21 protein-coding genes and 1 pseudogene are annotated in these 26433 nt (G+C 69.6%); 19 read left to right on the top strand and 3 right to left on the bottom strand.

Features of this window, described 5'->3' with window-relative positions; all coding sequences use genetic code 11:
- The first annotated feature begins 50 nt into the window (after nt 1-50).
- The 16 genes from ACZ7M3_RS47750 (at nt 51) to ACZ7M3_RS47675 (ending at nt 17367) form a co-directional block, all read left to right on the top strand.
- Nucleotides 51-524: a hypothetical protein gene (locus ACZ7M3_RS47750; protein ID WP_472072365.1), complete on the top strand. Its 474-nt coding sequence runs from the start codon at nt 51-53 to the stop codon at nt 522-524.
- Entirely contained in the window at nt 521-2701 is a 2181-nt protein-coding gene (locus ACZ7M3_RS47745; RefSeq protein ID WP_472072363.1) for a type IV secretory system conjugative DNA transfer family protein, read from the top strand. Before ACZ7M3_RS47750 ends, ACZ7M3_RS47745 begins: the two co-directional genes overlap by 4 nt.
- Before the next feature lie 13 nt (nt 2702-2714).
- Nucleotides 2715-3674: a replication-relaxation family protein gene (locus ACZ7M3_RS47740; protein ID WP_472072361.1), complete on the top strand. Its 960-nt coding sequence runs from the start codon at nt 2715-2717 to the stop codon at nt 3672-3674.
- A gap of 648 nt (nt 3675-4322) precedes the next feature.
- Nucleotides 4323-4850, top strand: a complete 528-nt coding sequence (locus tag ACZ7M3_RS47735) for a hypothetical protein (RefSeq protein WP_472072359.1) — start codon at nt 4323-4325, stop codon at nt 4848-4850.
- 230 nt (nt 4851-5080) lie between these two features.
- Complete coding sequence (locus tag ACZ7M3_RS47730) at nt 5081-5737, top strand: ATP/GTP-binding protein (RefSeq protein WP_472072357.1); 657 nt, start codon at nt 5081-5083, stop codon at nt 5735-5737.
- A 241-nt stretch (nt 5738-5978) separates the two neighbouring features.
- The gene (locus tag ACZ7M3_RS47725; RefSeq protein WP_472072355.1) at nt 5979-6464 is read left to right on the top strand and encodes an SAF domain-containing protein; all 486 of its coding nucleotides are present in this window, start codon (nt 5979-5981) and stop codon (nt 6462-6464) included.
- 2 nt (nt 6465-6466) lie between these two features.
- Complete coding sequence (locus ACZ7M3_RS47720) at nt 6467-7339, top strand: hypothetical protein (RefSeq protein WP_472072353.1); 873 nt, start codon at nt 6467-6469, stop codon at nt 7337-7339.
- Nucleotides 7332-8897 (top strand): CpaF family protein, encoded by a 1566-nt coding sequence (locus tag ACZ7M3_RS47715; RefSeq protein WP_472072351.1) that lies wholly within the window; start codon nt 7332-7334, stop codon nt 8895-8897. Before ACZ7M3_RS47720 ends, ACZ7M3_RS47715 begins: the two co-directional genes overlap by 8 nt.
- A 49-nt stretch (nt 8898-8946) precedes the next feature.
- Entirely contained in the window at nt 8947-9864 is a 918-nt protein-coding gene (locus tag ACZ7M3_RS47710; protein ID WP_472072349.1) for a type II secretion system F family protein, read from the top strand.
- Complete coding sequence (locus ACZ7M3_RS47705) at nt 9861-10754, top strand: type II secretion system F family protein (protein WP_472072347.1); 894 nt, start codon at nt 9861-9863, stop codon at nt 10752-10754. Before ACZ7M3_RS47710 ends, ACZ7M3_RS47705 begins: the two co-directional genes overlap by 4 nt.
- Nucleotides 10755-10782: 28 nt before the next feature.
- Nucleotides 10783-10971, top strand: coding sequence for a hypothetical protein (locus ACZ7M3_RS47700; protein WP_329296065.1), 189 nt, complete (start codon nt 10783-10785; stop codon nt 10969-10971).
- Nucleotides 10972-11019: 48 nt separating this feature from the next.
- Nucleotides 11020-11436 carry a TadE family protein gene (locus ACZ7M3_RS47695; protein WP_472072345.1) on the top strand — a complete coding sequence of 139 codons (417 nt, stop codon included), beginning with the start codon at nt 11020-11022 and terminating at the stop codon, nt 11434-11436.
- Nucleotides 11433-11876, top strand: coding sequence for a TadE/TadG family type IV pilus assembly protein (locus ACZ7M3_RS47690; RefSeq protein WP_472072343.1), 444 nt, complete (start codon nt 11433-11435; stop codon nt 11874-11876). Before ACZ7M3_RS47695 ends, ACZ7M3_RS47690 begins: the two co-directional genes overlap by 4 nt.
- 14 nt (nt 11877-11890) lie before the next feature.
- A complete protein-coding gene (locus tag ACZ7M3_RS47685) occupies nt 11891-12328 on the top strand; it encodes a TadE/TadG family type IV pilus assembly protein (RefSeq protein ID WP_472072341.1) in 438 nt (145 codons plus the stop codon).
- An 8-nt stretch (nt 12329-12336) separates the two neighbouring features.
- Nucleotides 12337-15864 carry a LysM peptidoglycan-binding domain-containing protein gene (locus ACZ7M3_RS47680; RefSeq protein WP_472072339.1) on the top strand — a complete coding sequence of 1176 codons (3528 nt, stop codon included), beginning with the start codon at nt 12337-12339 and terminating at the stop codon, nt 15862-15864.
- Between the two features lie 339 nt (nt 15865-16203).
- A complete protein-coding gene (locus ACZ7M3_RS47675) occupies nt 16204-17367 on the top strand; it encodes a hypothetical protein (protein WP_472072337.1) in 1164 nt (387 codons plus the stop codon).
- An 11-nt stretch (nt 17368-17378) separates the two neighbouring features.
- Here ACZ7M3_RS47675 and ACZ7M3_RS47670 read toward each other — a convergent pair whose 3' ends face one another.
- The 3 genes and pseudogenes from ACZ7M3_RS47670 to ACZ7M3_RS47660 form a co-directional block, all read right to left on the bottom strand.
- Entirely contained in the window at nt 17379-17663 is a 285-nt protein-coding gene (locus tag ACZ7M3_RS47670; protein WP_472072335.1) for a hypothetical protein, read from the bottom strand.
- Nucleotides 17664-17920: 257 nt separating this feature from the next.
- Nucleotides 17921-19372: pseudogene (locus tag ACZ7M3_RS47665) on the bottom strand (PP2C family protein-serine/threonine phosphatase); the annotation flags it as partial.
- 217 nt (nt 19373-19589) lie between these two features.
- Nucleotides 19590-20129 carry an RNA polymerase sigma factor gene (locus ACZ7M3_RS47660; protein WP_472072333.1) on the bottom strand — a complete coding sequence of 180 codons (540 nt, stop codon included), beginning with the start codon at nt 20127-20129 and terminating at the stop codon, nt 19590-19592.
- 1115 nt (nt 20130-21244) lie between these two features.
- Between ACZ7M3_RS47660 and ACZ7M3_RS47655 the strand changes: the two genes are divergently transcribed.
- The 3 genes from ACZ7M3_RS47655 to ACZ7M3_RS47645 all read left to right on the top strand — a co-directional run.
- Nucleotides 21245-24595, top strand: coding sequence for an ATP-binding protein (locus ACZ7M3_RS47655; protein ID WP_472072331.1), 3351 nt, complete (start codon nt 21245-21247; stop codon nt 24593-24595).
- A 184-nt stretch (nt 24596-24779) separates the two neighbouring features.
- On the top strand, nt 24780-25616 hold the full coding sequence (locus ACZ7M3_RS47650) for a hypothetical protein (protein ID WP_472072329.1): 837 nt from the start codon (nt 24780-24782) through the stop codon (nt 25614-25616).
- Between the two features lie 521 nt (nt 25617-26137).
- The coding region (locus ACZ7M3_RS47645; RefSeq protein WP_472072327.1) for a histidine phosphatase family protein at nt 26138-26433 on the top strand (296 nt) is incomplete at its 3' end.

Raw genomic sequence — 26433 nt, 5'->3', positions numbered from 1 at the left:
GCCACCATGAACCCCACCCACCGCCCGCGTACGAACCTCCGGACGCTGGCATGAGCGCCGCCCGTCTCCCGGACGGTGCGCAGACCCTGCTGGACACCGCGCACTGGATCGCCGTCGCCGCCCCCTACATGTCCGTCATCATCGCGGCTGGCTTCATCACCGCGATCGGGATCTCCTGGCGGCGCGCCCTCCAGGTCCGGGACGCCCTCAGCGGCCGTGTCCGTGTCGAAGCCGTGCCCACCACCACCTTCGACCCGTCCGAGGGCGAAGTGCGTCGATGGGCCCAGCACTTGGGCCGAGTCACCTACTCCGCAGGCGGGGTTCCGGGGCGTGGCGCCGCGGCCCGGCTGCGCTACAGCGCCGAGAACGGCCGCATGCACTGCTATCTCGAGGGCCCGGCCCGGTCCGCAGCCGTGCTGACCATGCCGGGCTTCGCCGAGGTCGAGATCCGTGCCGGCGGGGCCCGTACGGACATCCGCCCGGTCCGCTTCCCGCTGCCCGCCCAGCGCAAAGGCCGCTCGTGACCGCAACCGTAGACCTCGCCAAGCTGTCCGGCACCGCCGGAAGCAAGCACGCCAAGCCTCTGTATGTCGAGCGCGCCGAACTGGTCCTCGCTCTGCACGACCAGAAACCGCTCGCCGCCCTCGGCCTGCATCCCGACCCGCTGCAGCAGCTCGCGACCGCCCTGGCCGGAGTGCGCACCGAGGCCGGCGAGCGGGCGGACGTCGTCCTGGACCTGCTGCCCGTACGGGAGCGTCAACTGGTCCGCCGGCGCCGCAAGCTGCTGGCCGCCTCTCGCCGGCGCGGCCCGTCCGCGTACGGGGAGCGGCTCACCGGCTTGCTCGCTGGGGGAGGGGTGATGTCGTCGATGTCCGCGGCCTGGAGCGGCGGCAGGACCTTGGGCAGTTCTCGTGGTGAGCGGCTGCCGCGGATGACCGATCTGCGCGACGGCGTCGGCAAGTTCGAGCCCGCGGTCGGCCCGGTCTTCGCCGTTCAGCTCCTCCTGCGCACCGCCGCCGCGCACCCCCAGGCCGCGCTCGCCCGCATGCACCAGCTGCTCGCCGTGTTCGCCGCCACGTCCGGCGAGAACTACCTCAAGCCCCGCAAGCCGCGCACCCGCCGCGCCATCGCCTCCTTCGACCAGCGGTTCACCACGGGGGAGTTCCGCCCGCGCAGCCGCCAGTGGATGACCGTGCCGGAGCTGGTCGGCTTCCTCAAGCCGCCCACCGCCCGCTGCAACGCCTCGAGCGTCGTACGCTCCGGCGGCGTCGTCCCTCCTGCACCCGCGCACTTGCCCGTCTACACCGGGCAGCCAGACCTGGTACCGCTCGGCGCGGTCACCTACCCGGACGGCCGTGAGCGCATCGGTGCCGCCCGGGTACAGGACCTGCTGTTCGCGCTGGTGCTGGGCAAGTCCGGGCACGGCAAGACGGAAGAAGCACTCGTCCAGGCCATCGCGCTCGCCCACAACGGCTACGGCACATGGTTCCTTGATCCACACGGCGAGGCCTGGGCCCGCGCGAAGCCGTACCTCGCCCACCCCCACATCGCCGAGCGCATGTGGGAGATCAACCTGGCCGAGGCGGACGACGACCAGCTGGTCGTGTCCTGGAATCCGCTGTCCATGGAGGCGCGCAAGAAGGGAGACGTGCAGAAGATCGTGCGCGCCGTCACCGAGGGCATCGCAGCCGCCCAGGACTGGGGCGACCACGCCCCCCGCGCCCGCACCATCCTCGCCCGCGCTGCCCAGGCCCTCGCCCTGCTCAACCTCAAGGCCGTCACCGAAGGCCACCCCGACCGGCAGTGCACGGTATTCCAGATCCGCAAATGGCTGGTCGACGAAGAGTGGCGCGAGGCGCTTCTGCCCCAACTGCCCACCAGCGTGCGTGACTACTGGGAAAAGACCTTCCCCCGGGTCGCCGCCGACGCGGTGCCCACCGTCACCTACGCGATCGACCGCATCGACACCAGCCCTGCCCTGCAGGCCTTCTTCGGCAGCCCCACCTCCGGCTACGACGTACGCGAAGCCATGGACACCAGCCGCGTTGTTTTCGTCTGCCCATCCGGCTCGGAAGCCGACGCGCTGGTCGCCTGCCTGCTCATCCACGATCTGCACCGCGCCGGCCTGTCACGCCAGGACACCCCCCGGGACCAGCGCGCCACTTTCTGGGCGTGGATCGACGAGCTGACCGCGCTGGACGCCTCATCCAAGGGCTTCCTGGCCGCGATCTGCGAACAGCTCCGCAAATACGAAGTCCGGCTGACCGGCATGACCCAGATGGTGCTCCGGCTCAGCGCGGTCACCCGGCAGGCCCTGCTCCAGAACCGGTCGCTGCTGGCGACCTGCGCCGCCGACCACGACGAGGCCGACTTCGTTGCCCGCCGCTGGAACGGGCAAGTCAGCCCGGACACCATCACCGCGCTGCCCAAGTACCACTACCTCATGTCGCTCAACCTCGACGGGCAGCCCACGGCCCCGTTCAGGGTGCGCGGCCTCCCCGTCGAAGAGATCTTCGCCCACTACGACAACCCCGACAGCGTCGAGGACCTGGACAAGGCAATCGACACCAACATGCGGCGCCGTCCCGTTGGCGACATCCTCGCCGCCCTCGAGGGCCTCGACACAGCAATCCTCGCCCACCACACCCGCCACGGTCCTGGACCGGCCGCGTACAGCGATCCCACCAGCCTCGTCGACTGAATCGAGCACACCGATGCCCTACCCGACCCAGGCACCCGTCGGCGCCACCCTCATCGGACAGCACGCCCTGAACATTCTCTACCAGCACCGCCTCGTCTCCACACTCCAGCTGCACCAGATGCTCACCCCGCACCACACCCGCGCCGAATACCTGCGACGCCAGCTTCACAAGCTCCGCGACCAGGGCCTCGCCGAACGCGTCGGCCGGCGCGCCCACGGACAGACCGATCTGCTGTGGTGGCTCACTGAACAGGGCGCCACCTCCGTCGAGGCCACCGGCCTGCTGCCACAACGCCCCTACCGAATGAGCCCGGAAGCCGCCGCGGGCCCGCTGCAGGAACACACCCTCGCCACCGTGGAAGCCGGCCTGGGGTTCGTCATCCACGCCCGCGCCCTCGGCCACGAATGCGGACCGCTGGACTGGTCACCCGAGATCCCGCACACCTACCGCGACGACCAGCGCCCCGGTGAAGACCTGCGACTGATCCCGGACGCCGTCCTCAACTACGTCCACGTCGAGGGCCGTCAGCGCACCCTGCTCACCTTCATGATCGAAGTCGACCGTACACAGATGACCATCGCGCGGCTCGCCCAGAAACTCCACGCCTACGCCACCTACCAGCGCTACGCCCCACAGGCCGCTCCTGGCCGCGGCCCCAGACCTGCCCGCCGTGCAGCACCAGCGCCAGCCTGGCGCTCCCGCTACCCCTCCCAGGCCTTCCCGCGCGTGCTGCTGGTCCTCACCGGCGCCTCCGAGGAACGCCTGGAGCGGAGGATCGCCGACCTGCGCTGCCTCGCCGCCGCCGACCCCGTCCTCACCATCCCCACGGTGCGCGCCGGCGTCACCACCCTGGACCGCCTCCGTGAACACGGCCCCTTCGCCTGCATCTTCACACCCGTCCTCGGTCCCGCCGAGCCGACCGACGCCTGGCTGCGCCCTGCCCAGCAGGTCACGCAGGCTCCGGCCGCATGACTGCCCCGGGCCCGCAGGAAGGAGATTTGATGTCCGTCTGCCACCATTCTCTCGCTCTTCCCACGAACCGACGGGTTGGAGAGCGAGGTCTCGGTCTTCGCCGAACTGACCGCTGTTGGCAGCGGATTGGAGGTCGCGTGCAGGCTCGGCAAAAATTCGCCATGTTCCTTCTGCCGAACAGTGCCATGTCAGCGACGCTCAACTGCGCTTGTGGGTAGCCCAGCACACCGGCAACCTCCAGATTCTCCTTGACCAGCCCCACCGCTGCGCACACGGCCTCGCAGAACTGACCATTCGGTGGCGACGAAATTCGGCCGAAATCACGGCCTTCGATAAGTCGCAAATGCCTAGGGCAACTTGTCGACTTCATGGTGCTGTTGTGACCGGATTCGTGCCGAGTTGCGAGAGGTAACTTCCTTTACTTGTTGGGAAGTTGGCTGGCATATGCGTAACCTGGCGACTACAGAAAGCGCATCAGCGCAGCTCGACCAAGTTTCATCGGGCGAGTTTTGGGTGGGCGCGCCCGCGTCGGCTGCCCGTTCACGGCGCGCCAAACGGGGAGGCATCGTGAAACGCCGCGCACACCAGACCGTCCATTCCGCTGTTCGCTTCCGAAATTGGACCGCGACGGCCCTGGGAGTCTGTGCGGTGCTCGCTGTCTCCGCGTGCAGCTCCTCTGACAACAGCGACGAGTCGAAGCCCTCCTCGCCGACAACCTCCTCCGCGGCCGAGACGCCCTCGCCGTCGAGCACTGACCCTGCGGCTGCAGCCAAGGATGAACTCCTGGCTGCATACCAGCAGTACCTCGATGAGGTCGCCAAGTCGTACTCGCAGGCCGGTACTGAAGGCACGGAGATTAAGAAGTACGCCACCGGGGCGGCGCTGGCCACGGTGCAAAGCGAGACGAAGGCGATGGATAAGGCCGGGCAGGTCACCATCGGCAAGCCAGGGAGCATGCCTGAGGTCACTGCGATCAACCTCGACCGCAAGGTTCCCAAGGCGACTATCACCGATTGCATGGACGTTTCTCATTGGAAGCTCGTCGACCGCAAGACCAAGAACGAAGTTGAGCTGCCCAAGGAGCGCCTGACCAAGTACGTCGACGTCATCAGCGTGGAGAAGTGGGGGAAGCAGTGGGTCGTCCTCAAGGAGACACCGCAGGAACGCAAGTGCTGAGGCACTTAGCAGCCACGGCAGGGTCCGCTCTGCTGCTCCTAGGATCAGCGCACGCCACGGCCCGCGCGGCGGATGACCCGCACGTTGGCGCAGGCGAGTGCGAGATCGTGCGGTTCTGCGTGAACGTCCACACCGATCCCAAGCCGGGCAGCCAGGGGAATACCTCTGGGAAGCCGGCCAAGGGCGGCAAGGGCATACCTGCTGCGGCGCAGCCTTGCACCGTCAGCAAGTTGGACCCCCAGCCCCCGGCCGGAAGCGAGCTGTGGGAGGGGCACGACCCCAGCGAGGGGGCGATCTATGTGCGAGTCTGCCCCGCCCTGCAGGCTGCTGCGGGCGTCGCCGGCGTCGGCACGGCGATCGCCGGACCACAGGTCTTCTGGGCCGCTCAAGCACCCGCCGCCAACGTGGATCCCGCACAGCTGGCACAGGAGGCCCTGGACAAGATGACGCTCCTCGGCCCGGACATCGGGATCACCCCGAAGCCCGGCGGCAAAGGCGTGGTCGGCATGCCGGTGTACATGTGGACGGCCCAGACCGCCGAGACGTACGGCCCCAACAGCGCCTCCGCCTCCGCGGGAGGAGTCACGGTTACCGCCACCGCGAAGGTCAAACGGATCGTCTGGGACATGGGCGACGGCAACACCGTCACCTGCACCACCGCCGGTACCCCGTACAAGGCTGCGTTCGGGAAGAAGGCCTCACCGGACTGTGGATACCGCTACAACGAGCCCTCCTCTACACAGGCGGGCGGCCGCTACCACGTGACCGCCACCTCGACCTGGCAAGTCGACTGGCAGGTCAACGGCGGCGGCGAGACCGGACAGCTCGCTGCGACCCGAAACAACGCCGTGGACATCGACGTCGCCGAAGTCCAGGTCCTCAACTAACCGGCCCACGCACCCCAAACTCCCTGAAAGGCCCCAGCCTGTCATGGAAACTCCCGCCGCGCCGACGGTGCCGCGTCCGCAGGGCCCGGCCCGGCCCGAGATCCCCATCACGACCACTCCGCCGGTCAAGCGGCAACGCCGCTGGTCCGTGGCCGCGCTGTGCATCGTGCTTGCGGTTGTCGCTGCGCTTGGGGCGGCCGCCGCCGTTAACTCGGCCAGCGACCGCTCTCGGGTGTTGGCCGTGGCACGGGATGTACCGGCCGGCCGCGCGCTGTCGGACGCCGACCTCGTGGTCGCCGAGGTGTCTGCGGACTCCGCACTCACTCCTATCCCCGCCTTCCAGAAGGCCACGGTGCTGGGCAAGCGGCCAACCGTTGATCTGCGCAAGGGTGGGCTTCTGCTGACCTCTCAACTCGGCGCCAGTACGGGGCTGGGTGACAACCAGGAGCAGGTCGGCGTGCAGATCAAGCGTGGCATGGCACCGGCCGGGACGCTCGCCCCTGGCGACAAGGTTCGCGCGGTGACCACACCCGCCCAGGGCGACGAGCCCGCGAAGAAGGGCACCGTCCCGGAGACCGTCGACGCGACCGTCGTCTCCGTCTCCCGCCCGGACGCCACCGGCACCGTGGTCGTCAACCTTGCGGTTGCCCCCGACGACGGGCCGGTCCTGGCCAGCCGCGCCGCCCTGGGCCGCATCGCCCTGGTCCGCGAACCGCGGAGCAACTGACCATGCCCGTCACCTGCATCGCCTCCGCGAAGTCGTGCGGCGTCACCACCGCGGCGCTCGCTCTCACCCTGGCCTCCAGCCGTCCGTCCCTGCTCGCCGAGTGCGACCCGGCCGGCGGGACCATCCGCGCCGGGCTGCTGCAGGGCCAGATCAGCGCCGGATACGGCCTCTACCACCTCGCGGCCGCCGACCGCGTCGGACCAGTCGAGCTGGCCCAGGCGTTTGCCTCGCACCTGTGGCCGCTGGACGGCCAGACCGGCCACCGCAAGGTCCTGCCCGGGCTGACCGATCCCGCCCAGGCCGGATCCCTGAGCCGAACCTGGCCCGCCCTCGCCGACGTCCTGCACGTCATGGCCGACTCCGCCGGCCACGACGTGTTCGTTGACGCAGGGCGCCTGGCCCTGGAATCCGGCCACTTGCACCCCACTCTCACCCCGGCGCCCCTCCTGCACAGAGCCGACCTCGTCCTGCTCGCCGTCCGCGGCACCGAGCAGGGCCTCACCCTGGCCCGCCACCTCATGCGGCCCCTGCGCGCCGAACTCGACGAGCACGGCTCCGGATCCGACGCGCTCGGCCTACTCCTCATCGAGAACGGACCGTTCCGCTCGCACCAGGTCGCCGAGGCCCTCGAAGCCCCCGTGCTTGCCTCACTGCCATGGGACTCGGAGACTGCCGCCTACCTCACCACCGGGGGGAAGCCGCCGCGTGGCTTTGCCCGCAGCCCGCTGCTGCGCTACGCCCGCACCGCCACTGAGCAGTTCGGGGCGCTCGTCGCGCGCCGTCAGATTCAGCAGCACTACCCCAGCGCGCCGGCCCACCCGCAGTTCGCGGGTGTCTTGGACCGGCTGGCCCAGCGGGGAGGTGGCCGTGGCTGACACCCATCAGCGCGGGGGCGTCAACGGGCAGATCCCCCCGCCGATGGGCCGCGATGACATCGCCCATCTGCTCACCGGGAAGCTCGGCGAACGGCGGCCCGCACCGCCCACCGCCCCCACGGCGGCCGCGCCACCCGCGGTGCCCGGCGGCACCGTCAGCCCCACGGTCGTTCCCCGGCTGGCCGGGCTGCCGACGGAACTCCTGCCGGTCGGCTGGGAGGTCATCGAAGCCCTTCAGGCGGATGTGTCCGCCGAGCTGAGCAAGAGGGACCCCGAGCGCACCCTGGCCGAGCCGGACCGGCGCGCCCTGGCCCGCTCGCTGGCCAGCACCGCCGTTGCCGACTGGGCCACCAAGTACGCGCAGGGCAACACCCCGCTGACCCAGGACGAGGAAGGCCGCATCGCGACCGCGGTCTACGACGCCATGTTCCGCGGCGGACGCCTGCAGTCCCTCCTCGACGAGGACGGCGTCGAAGACGTCATGGTCGACGGTTTGACTGCGCACGTGGAGTACTACGACCGCCCGCGTCGCACGATCGACAAGGTCGCCGACTCCCACGACGAGCTGATCACGTGGGTCAACCGGATGGCCCGCCAGTCCGGCCAGGGCGAGCGTGCCCTGACGCAGGCGACGCCGATGGTCGGCTTCCGGATGCCCGACGGGTCCCGCGTCACCGCGAGCCTGCTCACCAGCCGCCCCTCGGTCGTCATCCGCAAGCACCGCATCCGCCAGCACGGCATCGGCGAGCTCGTACAGTGGCAGTCGATCAACCCGCTGCTGGAGCGGTTCCTCACGGCGTGCGTGCAGGCGCGGATGAACGTCCTCGTGGTCGGCGACATGGGCGCCGGCAAGACCAGCCTGCTGCGCGCCCTGGGCCGGGAAATCCCGCCCGCCGAACGGCTGGTGACCCTCGAATCCGACCGCGAGCTCTACCTGGACGAGCCCGGCCCGAAGCCCGGCCCGGTGACTTTCGCCTTCGAAGCGCGCCAGTCCAACGGCGAGCGCAGCACGGGTGACCGGCTCGCCGGGGAGGTCAGCATCGCCGACATGTTCGCGACCGCGCTGCGCTACAACGCCACCCGCGTCATCGTCGGCGAGGTCCGCTCCACCGAGATCGTCCCGATGCTGCAGGCGATGTCCGCCGGTGGGTCCGGGTCGATGTGCACCATGCACGTGCGGCGCCCGCACGCCATCGTCTCCCGCCTGGTGCAGCTGTGCACCGAGGCCGGCATGGCCACCGAGGCCGCCCACCACCTCATCGCCTCCGCCATCGACGTCGTCGTCTACCTCACCTACCTCGACGAAACCGGTGTCGGCGGCCGCAAGCACCGCTTCGTCTCCCACGTCTACGAGATCCACGACGTCGTCGGCGAAGCCGGCAGGCCCACCACCACCGAGTTGTTCGCCCCGGGCGGTGGCGACCCGCGCGCGGTCTACCAGAACATGCCGTCCTTCATCGACGAACTGGAGCGCACCGGCCTGATCGCCCGTTCGTGGCTGGCGGAGAACCCGCACGGGTGGTGGGGAGAGCCCCTGCAGACGGTGGGACGACGATGACCGTCCGCCACCTTGTCCCGTACCGGATCACGCTGCCCCGGAGAGATCAGTGACCACGTCTCAGCTCGCCCTGGTCGCGGCCTGCTGCGCCGTGCTGGCAGTCCTCGCCGCGATCGCCACTGCCCGCGAACTCCGCGGCAGCATCCCCGACCCCGTCAAACCGCCCTCCCGCATCGCCGCCCGGATGCGCCGTGCCAAGGCCGACCTGCCCGAGAGCTGGCAGCGCCGCTGGCGTCACCTGGTCATCACAGCCGCCGTCGTGACCTTGGTCGTATGGGCGTATACGGGCTGGCCCGTGCACGGCCTGCTCGCCGGCGCCGCCGTCCTGGGTCTGCCCTTCGTGCTGCACCCCGGCGGTGCCGCGCAGGCCCGCATCGAACGCCTTGAAGCGCTCGCCCAGTGGCTCAACCACCTCGCTGGCGTCCACACCGCGGGCATCTCCCTGACCCAGACCGTGCGGGCCTCCGCGAAGAACGCACCCGGCCCGATCGCGGGCAACGTGCAACGCCTCGCCGACCGGCTGCGCACCGGCATCGACGCCCACCTCGCGTTCGCGATGTTCGCGGACGAACTCGCCGACGGCGTCTCCGACCACGTCGTACTGCTCTTCCAGAGCCACGCCGTCTACAAGGGCCCCGGCCTGGCCGACGCCCTCGAAGCGCTCGCGATGACCATCCACCAGCAGGCAGCCGACGCCCGTGACGTCGAAGCCGACCGCGCCTCCGTCCGCAAGTCCTCCCGCCAGGTCTCCCTGGTCATCTGCATCGTGGTCATGGGCTGCATGCTGAACAACGCCTGGTCCGGCTGGTACGCCAGCCCGGTCGGACAGGTCGCGCTGATTGTCCTGGGCGGCCTGTTCGCGTGGACCCTGTCGTGGCTGCGCCGCATCGCCCGCACGAAGCCCGACCCGCGCCTGCTCGACCCGCTGCCCTCCCACCTGGCCGTCCTGGAAGGGGAGACCCGATGATCCCCATGAACGCGGTGCTGCCCGCGGCCGCAGCCGGCGTGATGATCGGCCTCGCCGTCCGTGCCGCCCTGCCCACCAAGCCGGACCTGGCCAGCGTCCTGGACCGCCTCGACGCCGCCCACTTCACCAACGCCATGCCCGTCGCCGCGCCGCCCGGCGCGCGTGGCGTGCCGGAACGGGTCGGCGCCCGGCTGCTCGACGAGTTCGGCGTCCGTATCCGCCTGCCGCTCAGCGACCTCAGACTGCTGCGGATCTCCCCGGCCGAACACCTCGGCAAGCGCGTCCTGTTCGCCCTGTACGGGGTGCTCGCCCCCCAGCTGCTGCAGGCGATGCTCGCCTTCGCCGGCACCCCGTTCCCGTTCGCCATCCCCGCAGGCGTCTCGCTCCTGCTCGGTGCGCTGTTCTGGTTCAGCCCCGGGCAGGACGTCAAGCGCGACGCGGCCGCCGCCCGCCTCATCGTGCGGCATGCCGCTGCCTCCTACCTCGAGCGTGTCGCCCTGGCCCGGCTCGCCAACAGCGGCGCCGGGCAGGCACTGACCCAGACCGCCGAGGTCGGCGACGGCTGGATCTTCCAGCGGATGCGTCAGGTCTTCGACCACGCCGAGCTCGCCGGCGTCACCCCGTGGGACGCCCTCAAGCAGCTCGGCGAGGAACTCGACATCCCCGAACTGACCCGGCCCGCCGACACCCTGGCCCTGGCCGGAGACGGCGCCGCCGTCTACACCACCCTGCAGTCCCAGGCCCGCCAGCTGCGCATCGCGCTGCTGGCCGACGCCAAAGCACAGGCCAACGAGGCCTCCGCGGCGATGGTCCTCCCGGTCACCCTCGCCGTGATCCTCATGCTGGCCTTCGTCATGATCCCGATCGTCAACACGATCCTCGCCAGCTGACCTGGCGACCGAAGGAGACCAACCCCTCATGGACATCCAGCTCCTCACCGTATGGATCCGCGCCCGCGCCGAGCAGCTGCGCACCGCCCGCGACAGAGGTGCCACCAGCACCGAACTCGCCGTCCTCGCCGGCGCCCTGCTCGTCGGCGCGGGCCTGCTCGTCGCCGCCATCCGCGCCAAACTCCTGGAGAAGATCGGCATCATCGACGGCGGCTGAGGACAACCACACGCGACCAGTTCAACACCGACGATCGAGGGGGAAACGGTGGGAAGCCGATCACGGCACCTCAAGGCCATCCGCGCACGCATCCGCCGCAGGGACGACGGCGTGCTGGGCCTCGAACTGGCCACCCTGGCCCTCGTGGTGCTGATGCTGGCCTTCACCACCATCCAGGTCGGCCTGTACTACCACGCCCGCAAGGTCGCCCAGTCCGCCGCACGGCAAGGCGTGGACGCCGGACGGCAGTTCGGCGCCGGCGAAGGCGACGGCGTGAATCAGGCCCAGGAATACCTCGCCCGCTTCGGCGGCTCCGTGAAAGACGCCCAGGTCTCGGCAAGCGGCAGCACCGCCCAGCAGATCCGCATCACCGTCACCGGCGACGTCGCCACCCTCGTTCCCGGCCTCACGCTGCACGTCATCCAGCACGCTGACGGACCGATCGAACGCTGGACCAACCCGTGACGCGCCCCCGCCCGCTCCGATGGCGGCGCCAGGACCGGGGCAGCTACGCACTGGAGACCGCGGTCCTCGCACCCGTCCTGATCATCATCCTCGGCCTCATGATCGCCTTCGGCCGGGTCACCGACGCGAAGGGCGCAGTCGACGCCGCTGCCCACGCAGCCGCCCGTGCCGCCTCCCTCGAGCGCGACGCCGGCACCGCGCAGACGGCAGCCCAGGAAGCGGTCACCCGCAGCCTCGACGGAGACGGCGTCACCTGCCAGACCTCGAGCGTCGCCATCGACACCTCCGGCTACGCCACCGACGTCGGCGAAGCCGCCACAGTCACCGCGACGATCTCGTGCACCGCGAACCTGTCCGACATCGGCGTGCCCGGCCTGCCCGGAGCCAAGACGATCACCGCGTCCTGGACCAGCCCGATCGACACCTACAGGGCCCGCTAATGATCTTGATTGCTGTGCTGAGGAGCCGTCTCGCCGCGCTGCGTGCGCGCCGCGACAACGGCTCGATGTCCCTGTTCTTCGCCGTGACCACCGTGGGACTGCTGATGGTCATGGGCCTGCTCGTCGACGGCGGCGGGGCACTCAACGCCTCCAACCGCGCAGAATCCCTCGCCCAGGAAGCCGCCCGCACCGCCGGACAGCAACTCAACCCCGCCCAGGCGATCGAGGGCACCGCCATCACCATCGACCCAGACGCCGCCCAGGCCGCCGCCCAGGACTACCTCGCCACCGCCGGCGTGCAAGGCGACGTCCAGATCACCGACAACGGACAGACCATGACGGTCACCGTCCACGACACCTACAACACCTACTTCGCGCAGCTGATCGGCAAGGGAACCATCAACGTGACCGGCACCGCGACCGCACACCTGCAGACCCAGGCTGGAGGCTGAGCCCCACCATGGCCTACCGAACCCTCGGACCCCTGCGCACCGTTGGCACCGTGGGGCGCGCGCTGCTCGGCCTCGCCCTGCTCGTTGCCCTTCTCGTCGGCACCCCGTACGTCCTGCTGCTCGTCGGCACGCAGCCCACCGACCTGTCCGGCGGTGTCGACGTCCTGCTCCGCCCGGACGACGGCACCCTCTTCTTCACCGCCATCACCTGCATCGGTTGGGTGGCCTGGGCCGCGTTCACCCTGTCGGTGATCCTGGAGATCACCGCCGTGACGCGGCGCCGCTCCGCGCCGCGCCTGCGCGGCCTGGGCGGCCTGCAGTCCATGGCCTCGTTCCTCGTCGGCGGGATCGTGTTGCTCGCCCCGACCGCCGCCTCCGCGGCGACCTCGGCGCCCGCCCACGCAGTGACCGCCACCCAGACCGCCAGCGACAGCACGCCCAGCGCCACGTCCTCCGCATCCCCGTCGGCCGAGGGCACCAACGGCCCGACACACACCGTCAGCTCTTCCACCGAGCTGCCATGGGACCTGGCGGAGAAGTACCTCGGCAGCGGACAGCGGTGGCAGGACATCGCCGCCCTCAACCCCGACATCCCGGGCCTCGCCGCCGGCGACCAGTACCTGCCCACGGGCGCGGTCATCAAGCTGCCCGCCGATGCACGCCCCGCCACCCCGGCCGCCAGCCCGAGCACCGGCCCCACCACCCCCGCGGCCGATGACCGCACGACGGACAGCACAGCCCACCAGAGTGAGGCGGAGCATGCCGCCAAGACCGGCCACACGGCCGCAGCAGACAAGAGCGAAGCGGCGGCGCGCCCCGACCACGTCACCGTGCACGAAGGCGACAGTCTCTGGTCCATCGCCGACCAGTACGGCGACCCCACCGACTGGCCGGAGATCTACGAGGCGAACCGAGGCGAAGCCCAGCCCGGCGGCGGCCACTTCACCAACCCTGACCTGATCTACCCCGGGCAGGAACTCGAGCTGCCCTCGCCGGACGAGCACGCCGAGCCCCCCGCGGACTCCAGCAAGGACCACGACACGGCGCCGCCCCGCGAGAATCCCGCGGACAACAACCAGGACACGAGCCCCGGCCCCGGCAGCCAGAAGCACGACAGCGGACACACAGACGACCGGCACGAAGCACCGGCCGCCACGACTCCGGCACCGTCGCCCAGCCGCACAGCGCAGCCCTCCACCACCGCACCCCAGACCCCGAGCGCGGCGCCCAACTCGCACGAGGCCCAGACCCCCTCTGCTGCGCCGCACGAGGAACCCGCCGCCGCGCCCGCCCTTGCCTCAGTTGCTATCTGGACGGGGACCGGAGTTGTAGCCGCGGCTTTGATTGGCACCCTCGCCGTACGCCGACGCCGACAGCAAAACCGGCGCCGGCCCGGTCGGCGCATCGCCATGCCGAAGGGCCGCGCGGCCGCCACCGAGCAGGGCCTGCGCAGCGTCCAGGCACCTACCGGTTTCGACCTGCTCAATGCGTCCCTGCGCTGTATGGCCCTCAATCTGGAAGCCGCCGACCGCGAGCTGCCTGCCCTGGACGCCGTCGTCCTGCACGACACCCGCCTCGAACTCCACCTCGCCGAATACGCGCTGCCCATCGCGCCGTTCACGGCGGCGCCCGGGCGACAGGACCTGTGGACCTGCTCGGCCAGCCACCCCGACCTGACCAACAGCGAAGAAGCCATCCAGGGGGCCGATGCCCCCTATCCGGCGCTCGTCTCGATCGGCTGGGACACCCAGGGCCGCTACGTCCTCGTCGACCTCGAGCACATCGGTCTGCTCAACCTGGCCGGCGACCCCGACTTCGCCCGCCAGGTCCTGCAGGCCGTCGCCGTGGAACTCGCCAACACCCCCGTCGCCGGCCACCTCGAAGTCACCGCCATCGGCCAAGCCGTCCCCGGCCTGGACACCGCCGTCCCCGAACGCGTCGCCTGCGCGGAGGACCTGGACGACGCCATCGCCGAGCTCGCTGCCCACACCGCCGGCCAGCGCCGCGCCCTGACCACCCTCGGCGTCACCTCGCCGCGCGCCGCCCGGCTACGCGACGACACCGGCGGCGACTGGACCCCCCACGTCGTCCTCGCCCAGGAGCTGCCCTACAACACGGCCACAAGGAACCTGCTCGACACCCTCACCGAGCAGCCCCGCACGGCAAGCGCGGTCATCACCGCCAGCGTCCCGCCCGACCTGCCAGCCGAGGCCTGGACACTCGACTGCCAAGGCCCCGACGACACCGTCGTCCTGCCCGGCTCCGGCTTGCCGATCCGTCTGCAGGCCCTGAGCGACGACCACTTTGCCGACGCCATCGAGCTGCTCACCACCGCCGACAGCGACGCCGACGTCCCCGCCCCCGGCTGGACGCACGACGAGAGTCAGGACAGCCTCCTCGAGGAAGACCCGGCCGAGGACGGGCTCCCCGGCGAGTACGCCGAGATGGAGCAGGAAGACCTCCCCGCGAAGCCGCCGACCCCAACCCCCGCCGCGCCGCCTTCTGCCGTAGTCCACCCGACGGCAGAAGGCACGCACGAGGAACCGGCCGCCCCCTCCGGGCCCTCGCTCGCCGACGTACTAGCCGAAGACAGCGAGACCGGCAGCGACCGCCCCACCGACACCAAGCCACCGGCCGCAGGCCCTGGCGACGTCTCCTTCACCCTTACCGCTCCCTGCACCAGCCCCGCACCAGCCGTCGTGCACCCCACCATCCCCGCCCCCGCAGAGGAGCCCCTCGAGCCCTCCGCGGAAAGGCCAGCCTCCGACGCCGGAGCGGTAGGGCCGTCCGTGCTCTTGCTGGGACCCATCACCATCGAAGGCGCCACCGGCCGCGTCGACTCCAACAGGAAGAGCGTCGGCACGGAACTGGCCGCCTACCTGGCGCTGCACCCCAGCAGCGACCACCACGCCATCGACGCCGCCCTCTGGCCCTCCTCACGCGTCAAGAAAGACATGCGCAACGCGGTCATTTCCCGCACCCGCTCCTGGCTCGGCACGGACCCCGACGGCAACCAACACTTCCCCCGCGTCCAGGACACCGACGACAAGCGATACTGCCTCGGCCCGCACGTCACCTGCGACTGGACCCAATTCCAGCGCCACGCCCGCAAGGGCCTCGCCGACCATGGAGAAGACGGCGACCTCGCCCTGCACCGTGCCCTCGCACTGGTCCGCGGCCGCCCCTTCACCGGCATGGACCCCCAGCGCTACGCATGGGCCGAGCCCACCGCACAGGAAATGGTCTCCGCCATCGTCGACGTCGCTTACGAACTGTCCACCCGCCGCCGCGAAGCCCACGACATGCCCGGCGCCCTGTGGGCCGCCCGACAGGGCCTGCTCGCCGTCGAAGAGAGCGAGACCCTCCACCGCGCCGTCTTCCTTGCGCACCACGCCGCCGGCGACACCGACGCGCTCCGGGAAGCCGCCGCCCGCCTCCGTAAGATCAACGAATCCATCGGTGGCGGCGTCGAAATGGAAGCCGACACCGCGGAACTTCTGCGCAACCTGCTCCCGCGGCCGATCCACGCTCGCTGAACGGCGACCTCAGTCTCGGTGGGTGGTTCTGTTCACGAGAACGCAGCACGTGTTCATCGGTACGGGAGTCAGAGGTAGGCGCGATGTAAATCGAACTGCTCACGAGGTTCGGCAGCACCGTGGGCTGTCAGTTTGGTAACCCCGGTAGCCTGGCGACTGCTCCGGGGAGTCCGGCCGTAATCCGGTCAGATGGTTTCGTCCACAACCGCAGCGAGGTTGCCAGGCAAAGAGGCGCTGCGCGGTAGCCACCTGTTCCGCAGCCCAGGGGCCACCTGCAGGACCGCCCGACGTACCCTCACCCTCCGAAGGCGGCCTTCGCCGCGTATGAAGGGGGATGTCGTGGGCGACCCGAGCACCACCGGACAGCCGGCCTGGTCTGCCAGGCTGTGGCGCTACCTGGACGACCCGCACCGCGGATGGGTGAGCCTGCTCTACTCCGACGCGAAGGTCTACGGCATCGACGGCACGGAAACGATCGGTCCCTACCGTCTCACGCCGCTTGCTGCAGCCGCTGGACACCAGTCGGGGCAGCTGCGCCCGGTGCTGGAGTTGGCCAGCTGGTTCCGTCATCCCGATCAGCAGTCCGTCACCTCGGGCAGTGCCAACTGGACCGGGCTGTCGATCCACCAGGAGATCGCTGCGCTGACATCGCTGATCCTCGGGATCAGGCTGCGCGGGGATGACCCACGTCCCCGCTATCAGCAGCAAGACGGCAGCATCAACACCTACGAGGTATCTGCGCAGGTTGTGCCCAGCGCGCCGTCCTCTCCTTGGTCCTCCCCGATCCTGCCCGGCTTGGCCGACGGCACGGTTGACCTCGAATCGCTGCGTCCGTACTTGGAGTCGCTGCCCCGCCTCGCTGCAGACCACACCGTCCATCTGGTGCGGGCTGCCCGGCAGTATGCCGACGCCTTGTGGATCGCCGAGGGCGAGCCGGAGCTGGCCTGGCTAATGCTAGTCAGCGCCGTCGAGGTCGCTGCGACCGCCCATCAGGCCGCCACCGAGGACTACACGCTGCTCGTGAGGGAAGCCTTCCCCCTCTCCGCCGAGGCTCTGGTCGCAACGGGTGGAGAAGAAAGGCTCACCGAGGCCGCCATCACCGAGTTCCACGGCCTTCTAGGGTCCACCCGCCGCTTTCTCGCCTTCGCCCTGCATTTCCTCCCCGACCCGCCGGACGGGCGCACGGCCGACTCAGACGGGCAGCTGCCCTGGTCCAGGACCAGGATGCGCAGGGCTCTGTCCGCTGTGTACCGGCTGCGCTCTACCCGCCTGCACGCCGGCACCGCCTTCCCCTGGCCGCTGCTCATCCCGCCACCCGCGGCGAGGGACGGCCTGCCCGCCGAAGTGTTCACCCAGGACACCTACGGCTCGGGGGACACCACGTGGTCAACAGCGGATCTGCCGATGACTCTGGCGGTCTTTGCGTACCTGGTGCGCGGCATGCTGTTGCGCTGGTGGGACTCGCTCACCGAAGAATCGGCTCGTTCGGACATTTCTGGGTAGTCAGGCGCCGGTCAGCCGCCCATCAGTGGTGATCCGGGCTTGCGTGCAATCTGGCGCAGCTGCCTCCCCTGTTGAGGCTTCTGCGTGTCCAGAATGAGCGCCGGGTGCAGCGATGCCAGATAGGCCTTCAGTAGATGTTCGCAGGCAACCCCGGCGTGCAAGACGGCAACGTCATATTCCTCATCTCCCTGAGTGAACGCCTCAAGCGCAGTACGGGCAAACCGGGCGGCAGAGGCCACAAGTCGGATCGGGTCTAGTGCCTCCGATGAGATCTTGCGAGCGTTGTCCGACAGCATCAGCGATCCCTGTCCCCTAGTGGGACGTCCTCGCGTTGAACGCCCCTCCACCATGCCATCGAACCTGGGGCAGCTCCGCAAGCTCCACGCGATCCGATGGCACGTTGGGGCCGAACACCAGCCGACGGACTGCGGGCAGACGCCCGCTGTTGGAGCTGGCCGAGAAGCGCTCGCTCAGGCAAGACCGCCGATGTGCTGGTCAAGTCGGCTCTACTCACAGAGGCCGGCCTCGACCGCTGTCAGCTCAGCCCCGTTCGATCGAAGCGGGCGGCGAGCAGCGCGATGTCGTCATCCCGGTCGCCCGGGCCAAGAATGTCGAGCACCTCGTCACAGAGCGCTTCCAGCGGCGGCGGATGGTCCGGGCCGGTGAGCTGCGCGGTGGCGGCGAGCTTCTCGCGCAGCTGCTCTATGCCGGTCCACACGTCCCTGAGGCGCGATTCGACCAGGCCGTCCGTGTACAGCAGGAGCGTCGCCCCGGCGGGCGCGTCCAGCTCGACCGCCTCGAAATCCACCCCGCCCACGCCGATGGGGGCACCCGGCGGCACATTCAGTACCTCGGTGCGGCCGCCCAGGTGCAGCAGGACGGGCGGCGGGTGGCCGGCGTTGGCGATGGTGATTCGGTGCGAGATCGGGTCGAACACCGCGTACAGGCAGGTCGCCACGTGGTCGGCGCCGAAATCTTCCATCAGATCGTTCAGGTGCCGCAGGAGCTCCGCGGGCTGGGGGACAGTTTTACTCAGGGCTCGGACGGTGGTGCGGAGTTGACCCATGATCGCGGCCGTGGTCATGGAGTGCCCCATGACGTCACCGACGACCAGCGCGATGCGGCTGCCGGACAGCGGGATCGCGTCGTACCAGTCGCCGCAGACCCGGGCCGTCTCAGCGGCGGGCAGATAGCGGGACGCCAGCCGTACGCCCGTCGCGTTCGGCAGAGTCTGGGGCAGCATCGTGCGCTGTAGTTCGTCCGCGATGTACGCCTCGCGGCTGTACAGGACCGCTTTGTCGATGCCGAGCGCGCTGTGCGTGGCGAGTTGCGCGGCGATCAGCCGGTCGTCGGCCTCGAACGCCATGCGTTCCGGGTAGCGCAGGAACAGGGCCGCGCCGACGACGCGCCGGCGGCCGCGCAGTGGGGCGAGGATCGCGCGCTGCCCGTCGGGCACCAGGAGGTCGTCGCCGAGCAGCTCGGGCAGCGCGGCCCGGGCGGCGGGCGCGTCCGCGAAGACCGGGCGCACGCCGCGCAGCACCTCGGCGAGGGCGCCGCCGGGGCGCACCTCGCACAGCTCGGCCGTCATCGCCGAAAGCTCGTTCGGCTCGGGCCGCAGCGCGGGCATGAAGCCGTTCTCGGTGTCCCGCTCCTCGGGGATCCGGTCGGTGCGCCGCAGCCGCAGCACGAGGGGCCCGGTGGGCTGCTCGTCGCCGACCGGCAGTGGGTCGCGCAGGTAGACGAGGATCGCGTCAGAGAAGGTCGGCACGGTGGCCCGGCACAGGCCCAGCACGATCTCGTCGAGGTCGATGCCACGGGCGATCCGCCGGGTCGCCGCGCCCACGAACCGCAGCCGGTTTCCGGCCTCGGCGCTCGGCTGGTCCGGGATGCTCTCGGGTGCGGGGCGCGGCCGGTGCGCACCGGGCTCGGTGGCCGCCGGCTGGGAGTGCTGGGAACGCGCAGGAAGCCTCTGTTTGAGTGCGGCCAGAGAGGCCTCGACGTCCAAGACTGGGGCCAGCGCCTCGCCCACGGCGGCCTCGGACGCCGTCGTCACCGACGTCAGAGCTGCTTCGTCTTCAGTCGGCGGCACGGCGGGCAACTGGACGTCGGCGGGGGGTACAGGTGGAACGGGCCGCGTTGCTGGCCTGGGCGGCTCGCCGCCCAGGCCAGCCCTCGGCTCGCCGCCCGTTGCCCGTTCGGAGGCGGCGAGTTCAGCAGGCCTCTCAGCCACGGCGTCCTCCCTCCTCGTCCTTCACGATGCCCAGCTCCTGCAGATCCACCCGCAAAGGCTCCAGCGCCCGGCGGGCCTCGGCAAGATGGACCCGTACCGTCGACTGCGTAATCCCCATCTCCTCTGCGACCTCGGCGGTGGTCAGTCCCGCGATACAACGCAAGGCCATTGCCTGGCGTGGCCGTTCCTTCAAGCGTGCCATCTCCTCGCACACCCTGCGGTAGACCTCCTTGAGCTGGACCTCAACGGCTAGGTCAGGCGCGTTGCCCGCAGTGTCGTGACGGCCCAGGTCGAAGGGAACTGCCGGACTGCGGCGCCGCAGCGCTTCGCGGACCACCGTGGCCGACAACCATGCACCCCAATGCTGTACAGGCTGTCCGTAGGGATCGTTCATCCGGCGCCAGCACTGCACAAAGGCCTCTTGCACCGCATCCTCCGCCACGTTGAGACGGCCCGCTGTGACCAGAAAGGCCTTGGCCACCAAAGCCCGGTACCACCTCCGGTAGAGGAAGTCGAAGGCGTCCTCGCTCACGCCTCGTCCCCCTCCCACCCACGGGACCGCAGCACCAAGGTGATCCCGTTCTCGTCGGTCACCTCAACGCTGCCGCCCCGCTGCGGCATTCTGGCCAGCACAGCCGTCATTGTCTTGCGCCGACTGCGCTCGCGCAGCTGAAAAGCCAAAGCCCGTAACACCGCAACCATCCCGGCGCCTCCCGCCATCGCCAGTGCGGGGCATACGGCCGACCACGCGACCACCGTCGTCCTCCTCGGTCACCGAACCTGCTCCATGACCTACAGAGGCCCCAGCGCCGAAAAGCGCTTGTGCTACCCCCCCGCGGTGACGGCCCTGGATCAAGGCGCACGGTCCGCCGGACGCCGCGTGCCTGTTCGGCGGTGTAGCCGAGGTCCCTGAAGATCACTTTTCCCTGGCTCGCCGGTCCCGTTGTTGGCTCGTCTTTCTCGGCCATCTCCATCAGCACAGCGCTCTGCGGGAGCGTCTTACAGAAGGTGGCGTACTCGTCGCGCAGCTCCGGCTGCCCTTTCTGGGGAGAGAGCTGAGGGTTGTGTCTTCAGGCCCCCGAATGGTGTTCCAGGTGGAGGGGTTGCTTCCTTAGGGGGCTGGACGGTTGCGTGGACCCTGGGCTGGAGGGTTGTACCGAGAGGTGTGCCGAAGGTTGCGGCACCCCTTTCGGCTGGTGCCGGGTTTCCCCTGGTCAGCCCCCGCGGGTAAGCCCCCTGGTCTCACCGACACCTCTTTCTCCGCGATAGCCGGAGGGAGATGCCTTATCTCAGCCCAGCCCAGGGGCTAGCCCAGCTCAATCCGGTCTAGTCCAGTGCGCTTCACGTCCCAGACGTCCGCTGCCCGGCTGACCCGCGCGGCCCGGGCGTCTGGCTGCGGGGGAGGGGGGTCGGCTCGGCGGGGCGAGGGCGTGGGCATGGCCTTCACTCGGTGTGACCAGCGGGAATTCCAGGATTCGGAGCGCCGCCATCCTGGCGTGCGTGATGAAAGTGCGGTATATTTCTATCGATGGTCGACAGTGACAGTCGGCCAACAACCGAGATCACACCCCACCCTTTCTTCCTCCGGAGTCCTGCATGGCTACCAGGTCCAATCGCTCTGTTACCGCACCGAGTTCGGAAGCTGGCGTGAAGATCAGCACCAACGTGCGCGGCACTCGCGAGTACGTGTCCAGTGCGGACGGACAGATGATGTTCACCCTGCCCATGCTTCCGCCTGCGGACCAAATCGCTCCCGAGGTCGCGGCAGCGCATGCCAGGCATCGCGCGGAACTGATCGCTGCAGTCGAAGACCGGGGCGCTGCGCGCACGCATCGGCAGCGCTGGGCCCGCTACCAGAAGGAAGTCCGTAAGCACCTCGGGCCGAAGACGATCGCCAAGCCTAAGCTGTCGAAGGATGCCGACGGGTCGGGCTACCAGCCTGCGCCGTTCGGACTGGGGGACTGGGTGGAATGGACCCCCGACGGGGCGGACACGCCTGTGACCGGATCGGTCTGGGCACAGGGTGGCACGCACGCGTGGTACGTCGTCACCGACCGGTCCGGGGTCACAGGGGAGTACCACTACCTGTCCCGCACCGGATCAAAGGACACCGGTTGGACGTACACGATCGACTCGGCACCGGTGCGCTCCCTGGGGAACAGCCCAACCGAGCAACTCCCGTTCGATGAACTGCCGGAGGTACCGGGCGCCAAGACGCCTGAGCGGCACCCCCAGTCTCCCGCGGCTGCAACCGCACGCGCTGAGGCTGGTCCTACGGTCACCTCTGCTCGTCGCTACGTCCCCGGTACGGCCACCACGCTGGACGAGTGGGATGTCATTGTCGGCGCAGCACCGTACACCCTGGAGTGGACGGGACCGGGCGGACACGTGGTGGTGCGCACTGGTGACGTCACCTACGGCGACAGCTGGATCATTGGTTTTGCCGAGGACATCGACGCTGCCCGCGAAATGTGTGTCCTGCACGCGAGCGGACAGCAGCGTGGACTCCTCGTTGGCCGGAGCGACGTTCTCTGGGACGTCGACTTTGGAGGAGCAAGCCCCTACGTGATCACGCGTGGAGGCAGCTACCCGTACCGGTACAGCGTTTCCTGGATCACGGACAAGGTGACGGCGAGCGCTGAGTCGCTGTGCGATGCCCTGGAAGCTGCGCGGGAGCACGCTGCACTGAACGAGGAGTCCGTCCAAGGGAAGAAGGCTCAGGGAGAGACTGAGGCCACAGACCACACGCCTGCTCCCACCGTTGGCGGCCGGACGGCGCGTCAGTGGGCGACTGTGGCCGAGACGCACGCCGTGCGCGCGACCGAAGCATACGAGACTGCCCGAGAGATCATCCGGACCCTTGACCGGGGTGACCGGTCGCTCCTGTCGAATGAGGAGTACGCAGAGACTCGCGCGGCGTACGCACGGATCGACCGGCGGTCGATGACCGCGCACACATGCGACAACCGGGCTCGCTGGTACGACTACGGGTCCGGGGACGTCAAAGCCGTGACCCCGGAGCGCGCGGCGCAATGGGCCGATCGTGCCCGAGTGCTGGCCGATGCGTGCGAGGCGGACGCACGCGCGATCGGTGAGGCTGTCGCCTGGCCCGAGGCTGCGGCAGACGCTGCAGACGTCTTACGCCGCGCGGAATGGTCCCTCGCGAGCGCTGCGGAGCAGTACCAAGCCACGCGCCGTTCCAACGCATGGACCGGGGCGCAGGGTGTAGACCGGCACATCGGCGAGACGAGCGCGCTGCGTCTGGTGTGGATCGCGCGACAGGCTCTTGCAGCCGTCAACGGCGCGCCGTACCTGGCCTATCCGGAACTCACCGACCGGGGGACCGCCAAGGGATGGAAGGTGGGTTACTGCACGTTCAGTCGAGATGCGGGAACGTCCGTGCGCATCGTCGACACATCCGCGGACGAATTCCGGGCGGAAGCACGTGCGGACCAACTGAACCGTGAGCACAGCGCGCGCACTCTGTGCGAGCAGATGGCGAGCGACCTGGTGATCATGCGCGCGCTCATGGATGACGCGCGGCACGCCGACACGCAGGCTCCGGGTGCCCGGAACCGGCAGGCATGGACGGCGCTGGACACAGCCGAGCGGATGCACGACGGCGCGGCGCGCGAGCGCGGTGCCGACGCGGCCGACCGCATCGCGCCCGTAGCCTCCAAGGTCAAGGCCATGCGGGTCACAGTGGAGGAGTACGCGCGGGACCGTGAGGGTTGGGCGCATGGTCAGCACGCGGCAGGAGCCGCGAAGACCATACGACGCACACTCGGGGCTAGTGCTGCACCGGCGCTGCTGTGCTCAATGAGTACATGTACCTTTACCAGTTCGGTGGAGGGATCGGCTCCCACCGGGATCGCCTTCCTGGAACAGGTCAACGCCGCCTCGGCTGTGGCTTCGGACGGTGTAAGCGACTTGGGCGCCGTCGACACCTGGGAGACCGAGGGCGGCGCCGTCCCTGCGGTCGAAGCGCCGCGCGCTGCAGGCGATATGGAATCGACTGATGCGCCTGACGCGGGTGGCCGTTGGGACGTCCTCCCTGCCGTGGCCGTCTGGACTCCGGTGCCGGACACTGGGCACAGCACGGCATTTCTCACCTGTGGCGGAGCGGAGTACCGCGTCATTCACGCCCCGGAGGCGGTCCTGCCCTACGCCATGCGACGGACCACCGGCGGCGCCGACATCGACCTGGGTGGTTGGGCCGGCCTAGACGACGTGCGCGCGATCGTCCGGGCGGACCGCCGCCGCACCGCCGCCCTGGAAGCTGGCCGCCTTCGTGCCGAGCGGGAACAGCGGCGCGCGGCCGACCGCTTGCAGGGGCAGCGGCTGCAGGCTCCTGTACAGCTGACAGCGGAGGACCGCCGAGAGATGGCCCGTCGATCGGAGGAATTGCACCGTCCCGTGGCCGCGGAGCTCTACGTGTCGCCGATCACGGGGAGCGCGGTGCTCACCTTCGTGTGCGGTACGTGCCCCACCCCGCACGCGGACACGGCGGGGCGGCCGCAGTCGATCGGCGGCAGCTACCGCAACCCGCTGTCCGTCGGGCGGGACACGCTCGTTGCCCTGGTGGAAAAGCGAGGCTGGACGATCACCGGCCCCTGGTCGGCACACGGGAGGCACGGGGACACCATGCGCGCGCCGATCGCGCCGGCACCGTCCTACCTCGCATGGCTGGACGCGCAGTACGGACCGGATCCGGAGACGCCCGAGGTGGAGCCAGGAGAGCGGATCACCCCCGTCCAGCAAGGGTGGTGGGAGTTCGTCAGCAAGGAAGGCCATCACTATGAACTCACCTGGCAGCCGACCCTGACGGGAGTGGCGTGGAGCGTGCGTCACCAGACATCTGACGGAAGTGAACTGATCGCCAGGACAGGCATCGCGAGCGCCGTACTGACGGGCCTGCGTGCGCACTCCGCAGAATGCGGGCATCAGCCCGCGGGCACCCGTACCCCTGAATCACTACATGTACCACTTGCCCGCTGAGGGCCCTGTTCTCCTGGGCCTGCCGCGTGAGGTGGGCCCAGGAGAACAGGCGGATCGGCGGACGCCGGCCCCGCGCCTCAGCCGGGCCGCGGAGCCCTCAGGGCAACGACGGAAGTGTCACGACAACCGGCATCCGCGGAAACAGAGTTGACCGCACCAGCGCAGTGACTGGTACATGTACCGGATGAGTGCCCGCATCAAATGGCAGGACATCATCGACCGCGCCCGCGACATCGTCGACGGCTACGACGGCGGCGTCACCCTGCGGCAGGTCATGTATCGGCTGGTTGCCGAAGGGCTCCTGCCGAACACCGCTCCCACCTACCGCAGGCTGTCCTCCCGGCTTGCCCAGGCCCGGCGGGACGGACTTTTTCCGGACCTCATCGACACGATTCGAGAGGTCCATGTCTCGCCCGCCTGGGAGGACGTCGCCGAGTTCGTGGCGGACATGCCGCAGTGGTTCCGCCTCGACCGCACCCGCGGACAGGAGTGGGCACTGTACGTGGCGGCCGAGAAAGACACCCTCCGGCAGCTCCTGACCGGCTGGCTTGCCGCGTACGGGGTCCCCGTCCTGGTCGTGCGCGGTTTCGGGAGCCAGTCCTACGCCGACGTCGTCCGCGAACGCGCGCGCAGCGACTCCCGCCCGGCAGCGCTGCTCTACATCGGGGATTTCGATTGCAGCGGGGCCGACATCGAACGGGACTGGGTGGAGCGTACGGACTGCTGGGAACGGGTGGAGCGGGTGCTGTTGACGCACGGCCAGGTCCGCGAGTACCAGCTGCCGCCAGCCGAGGGTAAGAAGGACGATCCGCGCTGGCCGCGCTTCGCCCGCCGCTACGGCTTCGACGTCGACCGCCCTGTCCAGTGGGAGGTGGAGGCACTCGAACCGGCCGAACTCAAGCGCCTCGTCCTGGAGGCCGTCGACACGTACATCGACCGGGAAGTCCTCGCTCAGGTCATGGCCGAGGAGGAGGTGCAGCGCGGTCGGCTTGTCGGCGTCCTCGGTCAGCAGGAGGGCTGAACGAGCGGACGAACTCGGCCATCGGAAAGACCTCGTGCCGCGAAAGCCGCAATGCGGCTGTCTTGGCCTGCGACACTGATTCTGCCCCGCCGTTCCCCCGTCGGCGGGGCACCTACGCTGCAGGGCAGCTGGCCGAGGAGCGGACAAAAAGCGGCCGGCGCCCAATCCGCCGAAGCGGGTGGCAAGGGCACCGGCCAACCGAAGACACACACCGTCCAGGAAGCCCGCACGGCCTGAGCCGTTTTCGAGTGTAGTTGTCCTGTCTCTGTGATGTCCGGGCAGTCTCGGAGATCTCCGGGCATCTGAGTTGACGTTTCACCGATTCGCGGGACCAGCCGCGTCTGGCTCACGAAGACTGTGAAGTCGTCTGCGGCGGAGATCGAGTATCGGCTCGGCAACCCCGAACGCGTCCCCACACTCATCGCCAGCTGGGCCAGCGCAGTCGCGACGGAACTATGCGCACAGAGCTCAGCGTCCATCCCTGACATACAAGATCACGGATGACGACGGAGACCCGGGACATGACAGACACAGCCACTCGATACCTCTACCTCGCCCGGCACGGTGAAGCGTCAGCAGATGAGACGACCCTGACGGAGAGCGGCCGGCGCCAAGCCGTTCTCCTCGGTGAACGGCTCCGGAACACCCCGCTTTCGGCGATCTACCACGGGCCGCTGTCCCGGGCGCAGCAGACGGCCCAGCTGATCAGCGCACAACTTGATGCCGTCCCACTGCACCAGTCGGAACTGGCCGGCGACTACATCCCCTACCTGCCTGCGAAGGAGGAGCTTCCGCCGGATTCGGCCGACGCCATGCT

The sequence above is a fragment of the Streptomyces sp. NPDC111656 genome (assembly GCF_055656965.1).
Note: the sequence above shows the minus strand (reverse complement) of the source record. Positions and strands in the feature narration are given on the sequence as shown.